Raw genomic sequence first — 17,413 nt, forward strand, 5'->3', positions numbered from 1 at the left:
AAGGGGGCTGCTTTTTCGTGGCTTTTAATTTTCAGGAGCGTGCATTAAATGAGCCAGTACCTGATAAAGCGTTTTTTCTACCTCATCCCTGTAATGCTGGGGGTATCCATCATTACCTTTGCGTTAATCAACCTGGCCCCCGGCGATCCTGCTGAACTAATCCTGCGGGCCGGCGGGGTGGAGCCTACCAGAGAAGCCGTAGAGGCCTTGCGGGAAGAGCTGGGCCTGAACGACCCGGTATACATTCAGTACGGCCGGTGGCTGTGGAATGCCGCGCACCTGGATCTGGGCAAATCGTTTCGCACCGGGCGTCCCGTGGCGGAAGAAATTCTCTCCCGCTTTCCGGCCACCCTGGAGCTTGCTTTCGCGGCCATGGCCTTCATGATATGTCTTGCCCTGCCGGCGGGGATCCTCTCTGCCCTTTACCGGCACGCCTTCCTTGACCACTTAAGCCGCCTCGGGGCTCTTCTGGGTGCTTCGCTTCCCGGTTTCTGGCTGGGGTTAATGCTCATCTACCTTTTTGCCGTGAAGCTGGGTGTTTTGCCGGTAATGGGCCGGGGCGGGCCAGAGCATCTGGTGTTGCCGGCGGCAACCTTAGGATTTGGCCTGGCTGCCGTCTACGCCCGGATTTTGCGGGCCAGCATGCTGGACGTGCTGGGGCAGGACTACATCAGGGTGGCCCGGGCCAAGGGGTTGAAGGAAAAGTGGGTGATTGGGCGCCACGCCCTGAAGAACGCCCTTTTGCCCGCGGTGACGTTGCTGGGCATGAGCTTCGGGCACCTTTTGGGGGGAGCGGTAATTGTGGAAACCATCTTTGCCTGGCCGGGCGTGGGGAAGTTTGCCGTGGATTCCATCTTCAACCGGGACTACCCGGTGATCCAGGGGTACGCCCTTTTCATGGCCGTGGTGTTTGTCCTGGTGAACCTCCTGGTGGACATATCCTATGTTTTTCTCGACCCGCGCATCCGCCTGGAAAGGGGGAAATAGCCGGTGAGTATCTCGAAAAATTCCGGTGTGGGGGTTGCCGGTTATCCTGCTACTGTGGAGTCAGCGGGCCAGGCGGGAACGGTCTCGCGCGGGCTGCTGGCCGCCGCGCTGGAAAGGCTCTGGCAGGATAAACTGGCTCTTTTGGGGCTGGTGATCATCCTGGCCGTGGTGGCCGTGGCGGTTTTTGCGCCCTATATTGCGCCCAACGACCCCGTAAAGGTGGATCTGGCGCAGCGTCTTGCACCGCCCGGCGCGCAGTACCCCCTGGGCACCGACCACCTGGGGCGTTGCCTCTTGTCGCGGTTGATCTATGGCACGAGGGTTTCCCTGGCCACGGCGGCTTTAGCTCTGTCTGCCATCATGCTCATCAGCATTCCCCTGGGCACCCTGGCGGGCTACTGCGGGGGGCGGGTGGACAACGCCATCATGCGGGTAGTTGACGTGCTGCTGGCCTTTCCGGGCCTGATCCTGGCGCTGGTCATCGCCGGGACGCTGGGGCCGGGGCTTTTAAACGTGATGCTGGCGTTATCTTTAGTCTGGTGGGTGGGGTACGCCCGGGTCATCCGGGGGATGGTCCTTTCAGTGAAAGAGAAAGAATTCGTCCTGGCGGCCCGGGCCTGCGGCACGTGTGAGATGGGCATCATCACGCGGCACATCCTGCCCAACGTGCTCTCCCCGGTGATCGTCCTGGCCACGCTGGACATGGGCAAGCTGATCCTGGCCATCTCCGGGCTTTCCTTCCTGGGCCTCGGCGCCCAGCCGCCAACGCCGGAATGGGGGGCCATGCTGAACGACGGCCGGCCTTACATGCAGGTGGCGCCGCAACTCATGGTCTACCCGGGTCTTTGCATCATGACGGTGGTGCTGGCCTTCAACCTGCTGGGCGACGGCTTAAGGGACGCCCTGGACCCGCGGGGGATTACCAGGCTTTAAGCGCTCAAAGACGCATTTTTAAGGAAGACAAAGGGGGCTGGCCGATGTCTTCTGCTCCTGTTCTAAGGGTGAAAAATCTTTCCACCCATTTTTACACCAGGCACAGCGTCATCAAGGCCGTAGACGGGGTGAGTTTTGTGGTGGCGGCCGGGAAAACCCTGGGGTTGGTGGGGGAAAGCGGTTGCGGCAAGAGTGTTACAGCCCTGTCCATCCTGCGCCTGATTGAGCCGCCAGGAAGAATTCTTTCCGGGGAAGTCTGGTTAAACGGTTACGACCTGCTCAGGCTTCCCCTACGGCAGTTGCGGCGGGTGCGGGGCAGGGAAATAGCGCTTGTTTTCCAGGACCCGCTGACCTCCCTGAACCCGGTTTTAACTATCGGTACGCAGCTTGCGGAAACCATTGTCTCTCATGAAGAGGTATCCCGGGTTGAAGCGCGGCGACGGGCGGTAGACCTTCTTTCCCGCGTGGGCCTGCCCGACCCGGAAAGGCTGTTGCGCCTGTACCCTTTTCAGCTTTCCGGAGGCATGCGCCAGCGGGTGATGATGGCCATGGCGCTCTCGATGCGCCCGAAGGTGTTAATTGCCGATGAGCCCACCACCGCCCTGGACGTTACCGTCCAGGCCCAGATCCTGGCGGAGCTAAAGCGGCTGCAGGAGGAGCTGGGTATGGCCGTCATCCTCATCACCCACGACCTGGGGGTGATCGCGGCCATGGCCGATGAAGTGGCGGTGATGTACGCCGGATCGATTGTGGAGTGTGGCCCGGTGGCAGAAGTCTTTGACCGTCCCGCCCACCCCTACACCCGGGCTTTGCTCCGTTCCATGCCGCGCCTGGGCAGGGAAGAACTGGTGCCCGTTGAGGGGCAGCCGCCGTCGCTTCTAAATCTCCCGGCCCATTGCCCCTTCCTCCCCCGCTGCCCGCAGGCGGGCGCGGCGTGCTGGGGGGAGAAGCCGGAATTGCGGGAGATCGGGCCGGGCCACGCGGCAGCCTGCCACCGTTTATTTCCCTGGGCCGGCTAGGGGAGGAGGGATGCGGGTGAGCCTCCTGGAGGTAAGGGATCTGGTTAAGCACTACCCGGGGAAAGGAGGGATTCTGGCCGGCTGCCGGGAAAAGGTGCGGGCTGTTGATGGGGTTTCTCTCTCCATAGCCCGGGGAGAGACCCTGGGCCTGGTGGGGGAGAGCGGCTGCGGCAAGAGCACCCTGGGGCGGCTGGTGGTGCGGCTGGAAGAACCTACGGCTGGAAAGATTTTTTTCGCCGGCGAGGAGATCACCGTCTGGACGGGGAGAAAGCTGCGGGAGCTGCGCCGCCGCTTCCAGATCATCTTTCAGGACTCTTCTTCCTCTCTCAACCCGCGCCGGACGGTGGAGGCAATCATTGAAGAACCCCTGGCCAATTTCGGCGTGGCGAAAGAGGAGCGCCGGGAGCGGGTGCGTGACCTTTTAACGCTTGTCGGTCTGGAACCGGAGCACGCCTCGCATTACCCCCACGAGTTCAGCGGGGGCCAGCGCCAGCGCATCAACATTGCCCGGGCCCTGGCCCTGCAGCCGGAGATGGTGGTCTGCGACGAGCCCGTTTCCAGCCTGGACGTATCCATCCGGGCGCAGATCTTGAATCTGTTGCGGGAGCTGAAAAGACGGCTCAATCTTTCGTACCTCTTCATCTCCCATGACCTGGCGGCGGTGAATTATCTTGCCGACCGGGTGGCGGTGATGTACCTGGGCAAAATCGTGGAGTTGCTGCCGGCAGAAGGCCTCGTATTACAGGCCCGCCACCCCTACACCCGGGCGCTTTTGAGCGCGGTGCCAGAACCCAACCCGCGGCAAAGGACCAGCCTAAAGCCGGTGGTACGGGGTGAGCCGCCTGACCCGGCAAATCCTCCACCGGGCTGCCGCTTTCACCCCCGGTGCCCCGAAGCCCGCGACGTTTGTCGGCAAGAGGAGCCCGTTTTGAAGGAGGTGGGAGAGGGGCATTTGGTGAGTTGTCACCTGGTATAAGTTTTGCGGCGACCAGAAACTTGTAAAAAGCGGGAAACTGGCTTTCGCCATTATTACTTACCGCCAATTCACGCGGGCCACGAAGGTCCTTTTTGCCCTGCCGAAACAGAGGTGGACTTTCGTGGCCTTTTTGCGCTCATAAGGAGGGCTTTTAAAATGGACATTGCTGGTTTAACTGATTTTAAACCACCCGTCTCAGGAGAAGCACTGGCAGAGATGGCCAGATGCTACCAGAAATCTCTGCTCCTGGAACAGACGTTTAAGTTAGGGATTTTTGAAAACCTTGCGGCCGGTCGAAGTGTTACGCAATTGGCCGAGCAAACGGGGGCCCGTCCAGAGCGGTTAGCTCTCGTACTGGATGCGTTAGTGTCTGTTGGGCTTTTGGAGAAAAACGGCGACACTTACACTAACACCGTTATGACCAATACCTTTTTGTGTTTACACAGCAAGTTTTACCAGGGCGATCTCCTTAGACTGCAGCTTGCGCCGGAGCGGCGCCGGCAATGGGAACGAATTGGGGATAAATTCCAGGTGACGCTTATTGCTTCCACCCTTTACGAAGAAGGCAGGGCAATTGCCGAGGCCGTGCAGGCGGACTTGAAGAAAGTCGGTATTGCCGTTGAGGTACGGGTGCTGGAGTCTGCCGCCAGATTCGAGGCTTTAAAGCAGCGCAATTACGACCTCGTTGAATTGGGCGGCATCTGTGCCACCAACGACCCGACACCTTGGTTCAGCTATTATTTCGGCACCCAGCATCCGGAGTACTGCGTGCTAAAAGACCAAACCTTACAGGAACTGGTGGGCGGGCTCTATGCCGCAGTTACGGCTGAGGCGCGCCGGGAAATCTTCTTTAAGCTCCAGGAGTTGCTAAAAGAGCGGGCACCGGGCATTTTCCTTTACAGTCAGGATGCCATTACGGTGACCAGGGAAGCAGTTAAAGATTTTACCATGGAGGGCGGCATGCCTGGAAGCTATTCCTACCTGCGGGTTATTTCGTTAAGCAACTGAGGAGGTGCTTTTTATGATCAAAATTGCCGGTTTCCGGGTAATTTACGGGCCCAGCACGGTGGGGCGGGTTTATGAGGAGGCGGTGGCGGAGCTGGCAGCTGCCGGGTGGCCTGTTGACCTACGCTACAGCCAGCCGCCACCGGCGGGAATGCTCCTTCCTTCCCCGGAGTGGCTCCGCTTTGCTAAAGAGGAGGCAGACGCGGTCTTTTTCAGCTTCCCGCCGGAGTTTAAGGCGCTGGGAGAGCTTTTCGGCCGGCTGAAGGAAGAGCTTTCTAAACCGGTTGTACCGGTGACCGTTGAGGTGGCGGGAATAAGCAGTATCGCGCCGGAAGTGGTCCAGCGCGCCATCCAGTACCACCTTTTCGGCGGCAAAGAGAACCTGAAAGCCTTCCTCCTGTGGCTGGGCGAGCTGGCCGGGAAGTTGCCGGCCGGGACGGCGCCCGCACCGCAGGAACTTCCCTGGGCGGGGATTTACCACCCGCGGGCTAAGGGATGCTTTACGCATCTTGCTGATTACCTGGCCTGGTACGGGGAGCGGCGGCCGCTTGTGGGCCTGCTTTTCCCCCGCGTTTTCTGGGTGGAGGAAAACCTGGCGGGGTATGATGCTATTATCGAAGAAATTGAGCAGCGCGGCGCCGGGGTAATCCCCGTCTTTAGCGACGGCTGGTTTGGCCAGGTAAAGAACGACGATGTCATCCGGCTGTTTTTCTTCCGGGATGGAAAGCCGGTCATTGAAGCCCTGGTGGCCTACAGCGCCTTTTTCTTAAAGACGCGCCGGGAGGTAGTCGCCTTAAACCGGGAGCCGGCTGATGATGTGCTCTTAGAACTCAACGTGCCCATTTTAAAGATGATCTACGCTGCGCGGCAAACGGAAGCCCAGTGGCGGGAAGACCCGCAGGGCTTGAATTTACCGCAGGTGATCATCAGCATCACCTTGCCGGAGTTCGACGGGCTCATCGAACCCCTTCTGGTTAGCGCGGCGGAGGACGAGGGGGACTTTGCTCTCGGTCGGCCCCTCCTTTCGGAAGTGCGATACTTGGGTGACCGGCTCTTCCGTTGGATAGAGCTCCGGCATAAGCCCAATGCCGCAAAGAAAGTGGCCTTTGTCCTTTTAAATTCTCCCTGCAAGAGCGCGGAGGCTACGGTGGGGACGGCTTTCGGGCTTGACTCCCTGGAGAGCGTGGCCCGTATTTTAAGGCGGATGAGGGAGAAAGGTTATCGCCTTGAGTGGGTGCCCCAAGACGGTCGCGAACTGGCGGAAGCAATTTTGGGGCGCAAAGCGCTTCCCGACTTCCGCTGGACCACGCTAGAGGAGATAGTGACAAAGGGCGGGGCGGCGGCCATGGTGCCCCTGGAGAAGTACCTCCGGTGGTTTGAGGAACTCCCGCCTCAGGCCAGGGAAAAGATGGCGGTGGCCTGGGGGGACCCGAAGGAAGCCAGGGAACTTTCCGGCGTGCAAAAGCTCTCCCTTGGGCTTTACAACGGTCACGTGATTATCCCCGGAATCGTTACCGGCAATGTGTTTATTGGCGTACAGCCCAAGCGGGGCTGCGCTGGTTCCCGCTGTGATGGGGAGGTCTGCAAGATCCTCCACGACCCGGACGTACCGCCGCCGCACCAGTGGATAGCCTGGCACAGGTGGCTCGAGGAGGAGTTTGGTGCCGACGTGGTGGTGCACGTGGGCACCCACGGGGTGCTGGAGCTTCTGCCCGGCAAGACTACAGCTCTATCTGAATCCTGTTTCCCCCGCATTTCTCTAGGTAAGGTACCGCACCTTTACATTTACAACCTGGTCAATCCCATGGAGGCGGTAGTGGCCAAGCGGCGCTCGGCAGCGGTCATTGTGGATCATCTGCCGCCGGTTCTGGCCAGCATGCGTCTTTCCGGCGATCTCGCCGACCTGGAGGAGTTGCTGGAGGACTACCAGAAGGCGGTAAGCCTCAATGAAAAAGGACGTGCCGGGGTAATCCGGGGACAGATTGCCGAAAAAGCGCGCTCAACCGGCCTTTGGGGCGAGGGCCAGGAGCCCGACCCGGCGGTTTTGCACGAGAAACTCACCGTCCTGCGGGAGAGTCAGTTCCGCGACGGCCTGCATATATTTGGCGAGGCGCCGGCGGGTGAGGCGCTGGCCGAGCTTTTAAACACTGTCCTGCGGCTGGATCAGCCCGACTGTCCCTCTTTGCGGCGTGCTCTGGCAGAGTGCTTAAAGCTTGATTACGATGTCCTGTTTAAGGAACCGCAAGCATTTCACCCTGCGGCCGGGGTGAGCAAAGGCAAGCTTCTTGAGGAGCTGGATGTGCTGGGGAAGGAGATCCTGGCTGACCTCCTGGACTTGCCGGTGGATGCGGTGGGCGAGCCTCTGGCCAGGGCGCAGGAGCACATTTCCCGCTTTGCCCGGCGCCGGGGTCTTACACCTGACGGCGGTAAAAACTCGCTGGCCAAAGTGCTGGCCAAAGCCCTGCGAATCATACCCCTGGTGAGGCGCACGACTGATGAAATGGAAAACCTGCTGCGGGGTTTTGCTGGCGAGTTCATTCCTCCCGGCGCCTCCGGGGCACTGGCCCGGGGCAAGGTGGAGGTTCTGCCCACCGGACGCAACATGTACTCCATCGACCCCTGGCGTATCCCCACCGCTGCTGCCTGGGAGGTGGGGATGCGGCTGGCAGAGGAACTCATTGCCCGCTCGAAAAACGAGGACGGTTCTTACCCGGAAGCCATCGGCTTCACCTTGCGGGCGATGGATCCCTTCCGGGCCGATGGCGAGCTCATTGCCCAGATCCTCTATACCCTCGGTGTGGAGCCGGTCTGGGTGGCCGGGCGGGTGGTAAACCTCAGGCCCATACCTTTAAATAAACTGGGGCGTCCCCGCATTGACTGTCTGGTAAACCTCTCCTCCATCCTGCGGGATGGGATGTCGCGTGCCTTCGAGCTCATTGACCAGGCGGTGAAGATGGTGGCGGAGCTGGAGGAGCCGCCGGAACAGAATTTTGTGCGCAAGCACATGCTGGAAAGGGAGGCCGAGCTCCTGGCAGAGCACGGGAAGGAAGGAGCTCGAAGGCTGGCCACCTTACGCGTGTTTTCTTCCGCTCCGGGCACCTACGGCACGGGCGTGGAGCTGGCGGTGGCGTCGTCTGCCTGGAAAGAAGAGCAGGACCTGGCGGAGGTTTACTTCCACTGGACTGGCTACGCCTACGGCGAGGGGGTTTACGCGCGAAAAGCGCCGGCTGAGCTAGTGGACAGGTGCCGCCGGGTAACCGTGACCTTTGAAAAGTTCGATTCGGACGAAATCGACCTTTTGGACTGCTGCCACATATACGGGGTACACGGCGGCTTTACCGTGGCGGCCAAAGTCGCCTCCGGCAAAGAGCCTCGAACCTATTTCGGCGACACGCACGACCCCGAACGCCCGGTGATCCGCACCCTGCGCGAGGAGCTTTCCCGCATTGCCCACACCCGGCTTTTAAACCCGGCCTGGATCGAGGGCAAGAAGCGTCACGGTTACAAGGGGGCCGGGGACATCTCCAGCCGGGTCAACCACATGTACGGCTGGCAGGCCACCACCCGCCAGGTGGAAAACTGGGTCTTCGACGGCATTGCCGAAAAGTTCGTCCTGGATGAGGAGAACCGGAAGTTCTTCCAGGAGGACAATCCCTGGGCATTGGAAGAGATCGTGCGGCGGCTTCTGGAGGCGGAGAGTCGGGGACTCTGGCAGGCCGATCCCGAACTCCTGGCCCGGGTTAGGGAAGCTTATCTGGAGATCGAAGGCTGGCTTGAGGAGCAGATGGGGGAGGTGAAGGGCGAATTCCAGGGCGGGGCGGTGGATGTTCGCGCACTTGGGGAGATGGAGGGATGGCAGGAGAAGTTAGCCGTTGTGCGAAAGGAATTGGAAAGGAGGAAAGCGCAGTGAGGAAAAAACGCATGTTGAGCAAAGGGTTTTCTTATGTGCTCTTGGTACTCTTCCTGCTTGGAGCGATAATGTCGGCTGGTTGCACCCAAAAGAATGTGCCGGCACGGGAACAGGCGCAGGAGCTTGCCATAGCGCTGGGCGAAAAAGAAGTGACCTCCCTTGACCCTTTCGACCCGCATGGTTCCTCCTCTTCCTGGTACATTCAGCCGATGCTCTTTGAAACCCTGGTGTTCGACACGTTGAAGGGCACGGAACCAATGTTGGCGGAAAGGTGGGAAATGTCACCGGACGGGAAAAAATGGACGTTTTACTTGCGGCAGGGGATCAAGTTTCATGACGGCAGTTTTCTTACGGCAGAGGCAGTAAAATTCAGCATCGAAAAGTCTCTGGCCAATAAAGTTTCCGGCTTGGGAGCCAGAAAACCTCCGGTGCCCGTGATCAGAGTGGAAGCAGCGGATGAAAGGACGGTGGTCGTTCATCTCGATAAGCCATACGGGCCTTTCCTTTCCGAAATCGGCAGCGTGAGGATTGTCAGTCCTGCCTCCTACCAAGGAGATAAGTTTGTAGGACCCGTGGGGACCGGTCCCTGGGTGGTTGCTTCCTTTACACCTCAGGAAATGGCCTTTACGCCCTTTAACGACTACTGGCAGGGGAAACCCAAGCTCAACAAGGTTACGATAAAGTGCATTCCCGATCCGCAGGCGCGGGTAATGGCTCTAGAGTCCGGCGAAGTGGATGTGATTGGGGTGGACATGCAGGGAGTGGAGCCGGCGGCAGCCAAGAGCCTTACGGCGTCCGGGAAGTACCAGGTGATATCTCTCCACCAGGCTTATTTAGTAGCGCTGTACTTCAACCCGCGCGCCGAACTGTTAAAAGACATCCGGGTGAGGCAGGCCATAAACTATGCGTTGAACCGGGAGGAAATGGTGGCCAAACTGTTGGAGGGCTACGGCGTTCCCGCCAAAGGGCCCGTGGGATTTGACACCTCCATCCCCTGGACCAACCCGCATATAGAAGGATATCCTTACGACCCGGAAAAGGCCAAAGCACTTCTTAAAGATGCCGGGTTTAAAGGGGGTGCTCCACTCAAGCTTGCCTACGAAGGTTACCGTGCCTACCACAAGGCTCTGGCCGAACTGATTCAGGCCCAGCTTGGCGCCGTGGGGATTAAGGTCGAGCTGAATTCCTGCGAGTCAGGGGCCTTCACTCAAATCCTCCAGGCCGGCCAGTACGATCTAGCGCTCATTCCGCCTTACGGCAAGCGGGAAGAGGATTCTTACCCCTATCTCGGGATGTTCTTCTTCTCCCGGGGACGATACAAAGTGATGGAAGACCCTCAATTTGACAGGCTTTTTATGGCCCAGCTCTTCACTGCCGACCCCAAAGAACGCGAAAAGCTGTACTGGGCGCTTCAGGAGGAAATCATGAAAAACTGCCCGGCAGCCTTTTTGTTCCACCCCGACCGGATAACGGTGCTGAAGAAGGACATCCAGGGTTGGGAGTCGGATTACGGTTTTAACAGCCTGACCACGCTGTGGAAGGTGAGCCGGGGAGAGTAAACCCCCTGGCCGGTTTTAAAGTTCAGGAAGGAGGGAGAGATTATAAGCCTGCATAGCATCAACGCAAGGGTCCAGTAAATTAAAATTAAATTTAAGAAAGTTAAATTTAAGAAAGAGGAATTTAAAGAAGCATAATGAATCTTTATTACAAAGTGGCCGGAGCCGCTGGTTATTATGTTATAGCTTACCGGCGCCGTGAAGGCGTATAGCTGTTGCTAACGAGCTGTACGGAAATTTTGATCCATTTTAAGGCCATGAAGGCCCTGAGTGCCTCGTCGAAGCGAGGTGTGGGTTTTCATGGCTTTTTGAGTTTCATTGCTTTAGGGTTGAACACCCTTGCGTTCGGTCCTTCCGGTTTATGGTACTGCCATGTAACTTGCGAACGTTACTTTCATATGTGTTGACTAGTCGATGGATTGCGCGGACTTGTTGATCCGGGTTTTAAAGATAAGGAGAGGCTGCCTGAGGACCGGTTGGGAAAAGGTAATTGCCTTCACGGGCACCCCTGTTGTTTGCTGGCTATTGAGTACCTTGCAACAAGGGTGGACGCCCAGTCTGTAAGGATTGCTTAGTATATAACCAAGGGAGGAGTTCTTCATGTTGAAGGTAGTGCAGGGTCACGAGATTTGGGTTCTGCCCGAGGGAAGTCATGGTCACGAAGGACATGAAACCCGGTGCCGGATTTTTTACGGGCACGCCATGCGTCCCGATGGCTTGGCGGACCCGGCACGGCTGGCGGCCTGGGTGCTGCTCCCCGGCGGAGCAAAGCTTTCCTTAAAGGTAGAAGCGGGAGATGACAGGTTTCACCTGGTGGCGTTTACGCCCGACCGGGATGGATTCTGGCCCGTGACGGTGGAAAACGACGTCGGGCCGGTGGCGGTTACCGCGGACGGTTTTTACCGCCGGGGGACGCGTAAAGACTACCCCGGTGCCCGGGAAGTGGGCTACTACTATCAGTACGCCAAGACATACGTGCAGGTGGGGCATTTCTGTGCCGCCTGCGGCCCGGTGGTGCAGCCACCGGAAATCACCAGCCTGGCCCACGACCTCGAACTGATTCTTACCCCCGGTGCTTACCGGGTGGGGGACGAAGTAATTCTGGAAGTTCTTTACCGCGGCCGGCCTTTACCGGGGACAGAAGTGAAGGCGACCTGGAGCCTGCGGGAAGAAGATGACTGGGGGCTAAGCGCAAAAACTGATGATGCAGGACGGGTGAAGTTTATCTTGAGCAATCCCGGGCACTGGCTTTTTTACACCCGGGTTGCCGACGAAACCCTGGGCCGGGAAGGCGAGTACGACAAAAAGGTGTACAGCGCTACGCTAAGCCTTTTTGGTGTACGATAAACCCATTTGGAAGGATTTATTGACAAGTGATGAAGCAATTAATTGACATATGATAAGTGGTATGTTATAACAAAACCAAAAAAAGGAGTGATATTGAAGGTGAATGTACTCATTGTAAGTTGTGGTTCCTACGTATCCCAGGGTTATGGCTGTCCCGGCGAGTGGAAATGTTTTAAAGCCGCCCGCGACCGGGAAGGAAACTTTAAGGATTATGATTCTGTGAATGTGGTGGGTTTCCTGACCTGTGAATGTCCCGGGAGATCACTTATCCCAAACATCGGTTGTGTTAAAAAGAATGTAGATTTTGATGTTATCCACCTCTCCACCTGTATGGCTAACGCCTGGCCGGCCTGTCCCTACAGGGATGTGGACGAGCTTGCCAAAAAGATTACGGAAAAGTTTGGGGTTAAGGTAGTCAAGGGAACTCATGATTACGCATAGCTGACGTCCTGTTTTTCCATGCCCCCGCAATTACATCCGTAGCGGGGGGTTTTTGTTATCCTCTTTAGTTTCATTTTTCCAGATCACTGTTTTGATTATCCGCGCTAATATATCTTCTACTCCGGTGTAAAAATGGTGCAGGTAGCCAGCCAGGGCCATAAGCTTTTCCTCGGGAATCTTGCCGGAAATACGGTTTATTTCCTGGCCCAGGGAATGAATTTTGCCTGCGATATTCTCTATGGAGGGCATTTTATCTTCCAGATCGCCTATTAAACCCAGGTAGGCATTAATCTTTTCCTCGCTCATAAATAATCACACCCTGGTTGTATATTTTTTTCTTCATTATACCCGCACATCCTGGACACCTGCCCTTTTACATTCCGTATCGTTTCTATCTTCAAGTTTATACCAGGCGGCGGTAGCTGGCAAGGATTTGCAGATGCAAGGATTGGCTCTGCTCCGAAAAGGGGTTGACAGGAGGGAGGAATTATCCTATGATTAGCATGAGAATGAAAACCATTATCTTTATCCAATGGGGTACATGGGAGGCTGCTGCTGCCCTGATCTTTGGCCTTTTAGCTAAAGAAGTGGTGGTCGGTACTCTCGGTGTCATTTACGGTGTTGGCGAGGAAGCAGAAAGTTTAATCCCCATCATCCAGCCGCACTGGACCCCTCTTTCGGCCTATGCCTTTATGGCCATGTGCCTGATTTACATTCCCTGCGTTGCGACCATAGGCGCCATTAAACGGGAAACAAACTCATGGAAGTGGACGGTATGAAAAAAGGAGGTGCTGGAAGGATGAGGTAGGTACCGTAGCGCTGGCGGAGCTTAAGTTCGCCGACGCCGGTACCATCCCGGGCTGGGCGAAGGCGAGCGTAGGCGCTGCCGTAGCGTAGGGGATTGTTGCCGGCTATCCCGACAACACTTTCCGTGCGGAGAAGCCCGTGACGCGGGCGGAAGCTGCGGCGATGGTCCTCCGGCTGCTCGATGCGGTAGGAAACAGGTAAACTGAGAGACGGCAAGGAGGGGAAAAGTGAAGAAGGCGCGTGTACCTCACAATCCGGGAAGGGTTGTTGTTAAATCCTTGCGCAAAGGTCCGTGGCTGATCAACTATCGACTGCAAGGGGGTAAAATTGTCTACCTGTTATGGGCGACCAAAGGATTGGGTTTTCTCAAGAACTGGGGCCAGGAATGATGAAAGGGAATCGACTATGAGCGTATTTATTGTCGGTGGCGACCGCCTGGGGAAAATCCCACACAACCTCCGTCAACTGGGGTTTGATAGGGTTTACCATTTCAAGGGGCGGAAAAAGATTGCTGTGGGTAAGTTAAACATACCGGAGGAGACCGGCCTGGTCATTGTCCTGACAGACTACGTAAGTCATAACATTGCCGCGATGATCAAAGAACAGACCAGCATGAAAAATACTCCGGTGGTATATGCGAAGCGTTCCTGGACCCATATTTACCAGAAACTTAAACTGAGCCAGGCGATGGAAAATGGGCAGCATTCCGATGACATGAGAAACCTTCGGGACGAAGCCCCCGGGCTTGTCCCAGGGGAGGTTCACTGACATTTTCTCTTAATTGCCTTACAATGGTTGGTTTAAACAATAGTTGACATTTTCTCTTAATTGCCTTACAATGGTTTAAACAATAGTTTAGCAATAGTTAAACAAACTACTATTAGTTTATAACCATAAAAACTGAGGAATATCGATTTTGCTAAAACTTTAACCCCGTAACGAAGACGGGATCAGAGCGGACAAGCTGACCTGGACCGGACAGGTAAAGAAAGGCCACGGAGGCCCCCAGTTTCCTTCCCTGAAAGTTTAAGGAGGGTGCCCGTGGCTTTTGTTTTTTGGGGCTGGTACCCGGGATAAAAAGTGGATCCCCTTCATCCGCAGGTTATTAAAGCCAATTATCGTGGCCGTTAATATGGGAGGTAGATGTTGATGGGTAGTGCACACCGGGATTATTTTAACCAAAAGGCGCCCATTTGGGACAATTTATTGACTGGTGAGACATTGGAGCGGTTGAAAAAAATCATAGATGAGCTTGCCATCAGAACCGGGAGCTTTATTCTGGACGTAGGTACCGGTACGGGGGTTCTTTTACCTTTTCTTGTTGAAGCGGCCGGTCCAGAAGGTAAAGTGGTGGCGCTGGACATTGCTGAAGAGATGCTGGCCAGAGCCAGGGCGAAAAATCCGGGGAATGTGGAATTTGTACTGGCGGACATAAGCTGTACGCCATTTCAGGAAGATACTTTCGATGAGATCATCTGCAACTCCTGTTTTCCTCATTTTACCGATAAACCCCGTGCGCTGGCCGAAATGGCCCGCATTTTAAAGCCTGGCGGGAGGCTGGTCATCTGCCATTCCATGAGCAGGGAGGCAGTAAACGATTTACACCGGTCGTTAGGGGGGGTGGTCGCCAACGATCTGATTCCCGACGATGATAAAATGCAGGAATTGTGCAGGCACTGTGGACTAGTGGAGATTGAAATTATCAATACAAGGGAGAAATATGTTTTGAAAGCACGTAAACCCATATTGACAAGTTGAGCCGGGATGAAAATGGAGGAGGGTAATCTCATTGAGAAGGGTTTATTCATTATCTATCACGGTAATTATTCTGGTAATTCTTTTACTTGTTATCTCTGGATGTGCGGCGAAAGATAGTCCGAAGCTAGAAGTTGCTACGGGTACGTCATTGATTGCTGATATTGTCAAAAATGTCGGCGGTGATAAAGTAGAGACCGTGAATATTGTCCCCCCTGCTGCCTGCCCGGGGCATTTTGACCTGAAGCCAGGCGATGTGCAAAAGCTGGCCGAGGCCAGGCTATTTTTGCGCCACGACTGGCAGGGGAAAATGTTTACCAAAGAACTGATAGAATCGGTGCATAATAAGGACCTGCAGGTGGTTGAAGTTGCCGTGGCCGGTAACTGGATGGCACCCCCGGTGCAAAAGGAGGCGGTTACAAAAATTGCCGGAATATTGATGGAAAAAGATCCATCTAACAGGGCTTATTATGAGCAAAATGCCGACCGCCTGGTTTCGCAGATTGAGTCAAAGGGCAAAGAAACCCTGTCCAGGCTTCAGGCTGCCGGCGCAGGTGGCGTGAAGGTACTCTGTTCCGATATGCAGCAGGGGTTTTTAAAATGGGCCGGTTTTGACGTGGTGGCTACTTATGGCCGGCCGGAGGAGCTTAACCCGCAAAAAATGCAGGAGCTTATTAACAAAGGGAAACAGGCTGGTGTAAAGCTGGTGGTGGATAACCTGCAGAGCGGCCCGGACGCAGGTAAAGGTATAGCGAAAGAATTGGGGGCGGCACAGGTGACCATCTCCAATTTCCCGGGAGGGTTACCGCAAACGGATACCTGGAGCGCCGCTCTGGACAAAAATGTGGAGTTGCTTTTGGATGCTCTTAAGGAGGTAAAATAAAATTAATCTCGCCGGACGGTGGAACAGTATTCCGGAAAATGGGCTGTTCAACGGAGCTACTCTAATAAAGATAGAAGATGCCGTTGTTTCCTACCGTGAAGATGTAGCTTTACGGGGCGTTTCGCTGTCAGTTAGAAAGGGCGAGCTGGTCGGCATCATCGGGCCGAACGGGGCCGGTAAAACTACCCTCCTCACCCTGGTGAACGGGTTGGGTAGACTCCTTCAGGGGCGGGTGGAAGTGCTGGGCTACTCGCTTCAAAAGGGCTGCCCGGCCTTTTTGCGCCGGCGGATTGGCTACGTGCCGCAAATTCAGAACATTGATCCCCGTATGCCGGTGAGTGTGCGGGAAGTGGTCATGATGGGGCGCTACGGCCGCCTGGGCCTGCTGCGCCGGCCCGGGCCGGCCGACAGGCGGGTGGTGGACAGCATGTTGCAGCTGGTGGGCATGAGCCACCTTGCCTCTCGCCCCATCGGCCATCTTTCAGGAGGTGAGCAGCAGCGGGTGGCCATTGCCCGTGCCCTGGCCCAGGAGCCGGAGATCCTTCTTCTGGACGAGCCGACCGCGGCCCTGGACCGCCGGGCGCGGGTGGAGATCATGACCCTGATCAGTGAAATCCACCGCTCCCGCCACCTGACCACCCTGATGGTGACCCACGAGCTGAAAACGGCGGCAGCAGTTTGTGACCGGCTGATTTTAATGAAGGAGGGTCGCATCTGGGCACAGGGCACGCCGGCGGAAGTACTGCGGGAAGAGGTTCTGGACCTCCTGTTCGGCGGCGAAAATATGATGGAAAATGCAGTTGCTCTTCAGTGACGCATTGGATTCCAAAATAATCATTGCCAAAAAGGGGTAAAGCCGGGTGGCTGCAACCGGGGGGCGTTATATTTTTGGATCTTTCTATTCTGAGTTACCAGTTCATGCAAAATGCCATTCTGGCCGGCCTGCTTGGGGGCGTGGCCTGTTCTCTTATCGGGGTTTTTGTTGTCACGATGAACCTTTCTTTTATCGGGGTGGCCATCTCCCACGCCGCTTTTGCCGGGGCGCTCTGCGGGGCCTGGCTGGGTTTTAATCCCCTGGCCGGGGCTTTTCTATTCAGTCTGGTGGCAGCAGCGGTAATCGGGCCGCTGGCCGACCGGGGAGAGTTTAACCCCGATACGCCCATTGGTATTATTTTTTCCATTACGATGGGGATGGCTTTTCTGTTTATGGGCCTTTTGCCTGGCCCGAAAACCCAGGCCCTGGAGCTTTTGTGGGGAAGCATCCTTACGGTGAACGACCGCGACCTGCTTTTGCTGGCTATTGTAGCAGCGGTCGTAGTGAGCCTGGTGGTGCTCTTTTTTAAAGAAATTCAGGCTGTGATTTTTCACCGGGAAGCTGCCCTGGCCGTGGGCATTCCGGCCAGCCTGATTTTTTACGGCCTGCTCTTTTTAACCGGTTCGGTAATTACTGCTTCTTTACGCAGCATCGGCGGCCTGCTTATTTTTAACCTGATCTTAAACCCTGCGGCTGCAGCCTACCAGCTGACTTATAACCTGCGGCTAATGTTTGTTTTATCTTCCTTCTTCGGTGTTCTTTCCACCTGGGTGGGGCTTTTTTTTTTTTTCCTGTTTGTTTGACGTGCCCAGTGGGGCCACCATTGTAATTGTCTCTGCGGTTATCTTTGTCATTGCGGCTTCCTTTTCTCCCAAGCGCAAAGTAAAAAAGTGGCAGGAAGAAGTATCAACAGGTCCTGGAAAAGCTCTTTTCAAATAGCCCGTAAAAGAGTACCGGACAGCAATCCGGTGCTGCCCGGC

At 56.1% G+C, this 17,413-nt stretch carries 18 protein-coding genes; 17 read left to right on the forward strand and 1 reads right to left on the reverse strand.

Features of this window, described 5'->3' with window-relative positions; translation table 11 throughout:
* Positions 1-48: 48 nt before the first annotated feature.
* From nikB to D7024_RS06300, 9 genes are all read left to right on the forward strand, one after another.
* Complete coding sequence (gene nikB / locus D7024_RS06260; RefSeq protein WP_121451021.1) at positions 49-987, forward strand: nickel ABC transporter permease; 939 nt, start codon at positions 49-51, stop codon at positions 985-987.
* Between the two features lie 3 nt (positions 988-990).
* Positions 991-1,920 carry a nickel ABC transporter permease subunit NikC gene (gene nikC / locus D7024_RS06265; protein WP_121451022.1) on the forward strand — a complete coding sequence of 310 codons (930 nt, stop codon included), beginning with the start codon at positions 991-993 and terminating at the stop codon, positions 1,918-1,920.
* Between the two features lie 44 nt (positions 1,921-1,964).
* The gene (locus D7024_RS06270; RefSeq protein WP_121451023.1) at positions 1,965-2,939 is read left to right on the forward strand and encodes an ABC transporter ATP-binding protein; all 975 of its coding nucleotides are present in this window, start codon (positions 1,965-1,967) and stop codon (positions 2,937-2,939) included.
* A 16-nt stretch (positions 2,940-2,955) separates the two neighbouring features.
* Positions 2,956-3,915, forward strand: coding sequence for an ABC transporter ATP-binding protein (locus D7024_RS06275; RefSeq protein WP_435374057.1), 960 nt, complete (start codon positions 2,956-2,958; stop codon positions 3,913-3,915).
* A gap of 156 nt (positions 3,916-4,071) precedes the next feature.
* On the forward strand, positions 4,072-4,923 hold the full coding sequence (locus tag D7024_RS06280) for an ABC transporter substrate-binding protein (RefSeq protein ID WP_121451025.1): 852 nt from the start codon (positions 4,072-4,074) through the stop codon (positions 4,921-4,923).
* A gap of 13 nt (positions 4,924-4,936) precedes the next feature.
* Positions 4,937-8,830, forward strand: a complete 3,894-nt coding sequence (gene cobN / locus D7024_RS06285; protein WP_121451026.1) for a cobaltochelatase subunit CobN — start codon at positions 4,937-4,939, stop codon at positions 8,828-8,830.
* Complete coding sequence (locus tag D7024_RS06290) at positions 8,827-10,389, forward strand: ABC transporter substrate-binding protein (protein ID WP_165859296.1); 1,563 nt, start codon at positions 8,827-8,829, stop codon at positions 10,387-10,389. Before cobN ends, D7024_RS06290 begins: the two co-directional genes overlap by 4 nt.
* Positions 10,390-10,986: 597 nt before the next feature.
* Positions 10,987-11,733 carry a DUF4198 domain-containing protein gene (locus D7024_RS06295; RefSeq protein WP_121451028.1) on the forward strand — a complete coding sequence of 249 codons (747 nt, stop codon included), beginning with the start codon at positions 10,987-10,989 and terminating at the stop codon, positions 11,731-11,733.
* Positions 11,734-11,832: 99 nt separating this feature from the next.
* Positions 11,833-12,174 carry a CGGC domain-containing protein gene (locus D7024_RS06300; RefSeq protein ID WP_121452487.1) on the forward strand — a complete coding sequence of 114 codons (342 nt, stop codon included), beginning with the start codon at positions 11,833-11,835 and terminating at the stop codon, positions 12,172-12,174.
* A 30-nt stretch (positions 12,175-12,204) separates the two neighbouring features.
* Here the strand turns inward: D7024_RS06300 and D7024_RS06305 are convergent, their stop codons facing one another.
* Complete coding sequence (locus D7024_RS06305) at positions 12,205-12,480, reverse strand: hypothetical protein (protein WP_207666898.1); 276 nt, start codon at positions 12,478-12,480, stop codon at positions 12,205-12,207.
* Between the two features lie 188 nt (positions 12,481-12,668).
* On the opposite strand from D7024_RS06305, the gene D7024_RS06310 reads away from it, so the two are divergent.
* The 8 genes from D7024_RS06310 to D7024_RS06340 all read left to right on the forward strand — a co-directional run bounded on the left by D7024_RS06310 (position 12,669) and on the right by D7024_RS06340 (position 17,236).
* Positions 12,669-12,953, forward strand: a complete 285-nt coding sequence (locus tag D7024_RS06310) for a nucleoside recognition domain-containing protein (RefSeq protein ID WP_121451029.1) — start codon at positions 12,669-12,671, stop codon at positions 12,951-12,953.
* A gap of 121 nt (positions 12,954-13,074) precedes the next feature.
* Positions 13,075-13,182 (forward strand): S-layer homology domain-containing protein, encoded by a 108-nt coding sequence (locus tag D7024_RS15575; RefSeq protein ID WP_121452488.1) that lies wholly within the window; start codon positions 13,075-13,077, stop codon positions 13,180-13,182.
* A 26-nt stretch (positions 13,183-13,208) separates the two neighbouring features.
* Positions 13,209-13,370 carry a hypothetical protein gene (locus tag D7024_RS14765; RefSeq protein ID WP_157833017.1) on the forward strand — a complete coding sequence of 54 codons (162 nt, stop codon included), beginning with the start codon at positions 13,209-13,211 and terminating at the stop codon, positions 13,368-13,370.
* Positions 13,371-13,386: 16 nt separating this feature from the next.
* The gene (locus tag D7024_RS06320) at positions 13,387-13,749 is read left to right on the forward strand and encodes a DUF2325 domain-containing protein (RefSeq protein WP_121451030.1); all 363 of its coding nucleotides are present in this window, start codon (positions 13,387-13,389) and stop codon (positions 13,747-13,749) included.
* A 381-nt stretch (positions 13,750-14,130) separates the two neighbouring features.
* Positions 14,131-14,739 carry a class I SAM-dependent methyltransferase gene (locus D7024_RS06325; protein ID WP_121451031.1) on the forward strand — a complete coding sequence of 203 codons (609 nt, stop codon included), beginning with the start codon at positions 14,131-14,133 and terminating at the stop codon, positions 14,737-14,739.
* A gap of 31 nt (positions 14,740-14,770) precedes the next feature.
* On the forward strand, positions 14,771-15,619 hold the full coding sequence (locus D7024_RS06330) for a metal ABC transporter substrate-binding protein (protein ID WP_121451032.1): 849 nt from the start codon (positions 14,771-14,773) through the stop codon (positions 15,617-15,619).
* Positions 15,620-15,689: 70 nt separating this feature from the next.
* On the forward strand, positions 15,690-16,433 hold the full coding sequence (locus D7024_RS06335) for a metal ABC transporter ATP-binding protein (RefSeq protein WP_279221017.1): 744 nt from the start codon (positions 15,690-15,692) through the stop codon (positions 16,431-16,433).
* Between the two features lie 74 nt (positions 16,434-16,507).
* On the forward strand, positions 16,508-17,236 hold the full coding sequence (locus D7024_RS06340; protein ID WP_207666899.1) for a metal ABC transporter permease: 729 nt from the start codon (positions 16,508-16,510) through the stop codon (positions 17,234-17,236).
* Positions 17,237-17,413: the final 177 nt, after the last annotated feature.

It is taken from the genome of Desulfofundulus salinus (genome assembly GCF_003627965.1).
GTDB classification, from domain to species: domain Bacteria; phylum Bacillota; class Desulfotomaculia; order Desulfotomaculales; family Desulfovirgulaceae; genus Desulfofundulus; species Desulfofundulus salinus.

Bases quoted from the DNA above. Each gene is read 5' to 3' on its own strand.
- nikB (WP_121451021.1), top strand. From the start codon at position 49: ATGAGCCAGTACCTGATAAAGCGTTTTTTCTACCTCATCCCTGTAATG.
- D7024_RS06270 (WP_121451023.1), top strand. From the start codon at position 1,965: ATGTCTTCTGCTCCTGTTCTAAGGGTGAAAAATCTTTCCACCCATTTT.
- D7024_RS06280 (WP_121451025.1), top strand. From the start codon at position 4,072: ATGGACATTGCTGGTTTAACTGATTTTAAACCACCCGTCTCAGGAGAA.
- cobN (WP_121451026.1), top strand. From the start codon at position 4,937: ATGATCAAAATTGCCGGTTTCCGGGTAATTTACGGGCCCAGCACGGTG.
- D7024_RS06295 (WP_121451028.1), top strand. From the start codon at position 10,987: ATGTTGAAGGTAGTGCAGGGTCACGAGATTTGGGTTCTGCCCGAGGGA.
- D7024_RS06305 (WP_207666898.1), bottom strand. From the start codon at position 12,480: ATGAGCGAGGAAAAGATTAATGCCTACCTGGGTTTAATAGGCGATCTG.
- D7024_RS06310 (WP_121451029.1), top strand. From the start codon at position 12,669: ATGATTAGCATGAGAATGAAAACCATTATCTTTATCCAATGGGGTACA.
- D7024_RS06320 (WP_121451030.1), top strand. From the start codon at position 13,387: ATGAGCGTATTTATTGTCGGTGGCGACCGCCTGGGGAAAATCCCACAC.
- D7024_RS06325 (WP_121451031.1), top strand. From the start codon at position 14,131: ATGGGTAGTGCACACCGGGATTATTTTAACCAAAAGGCGCCCATTTGG.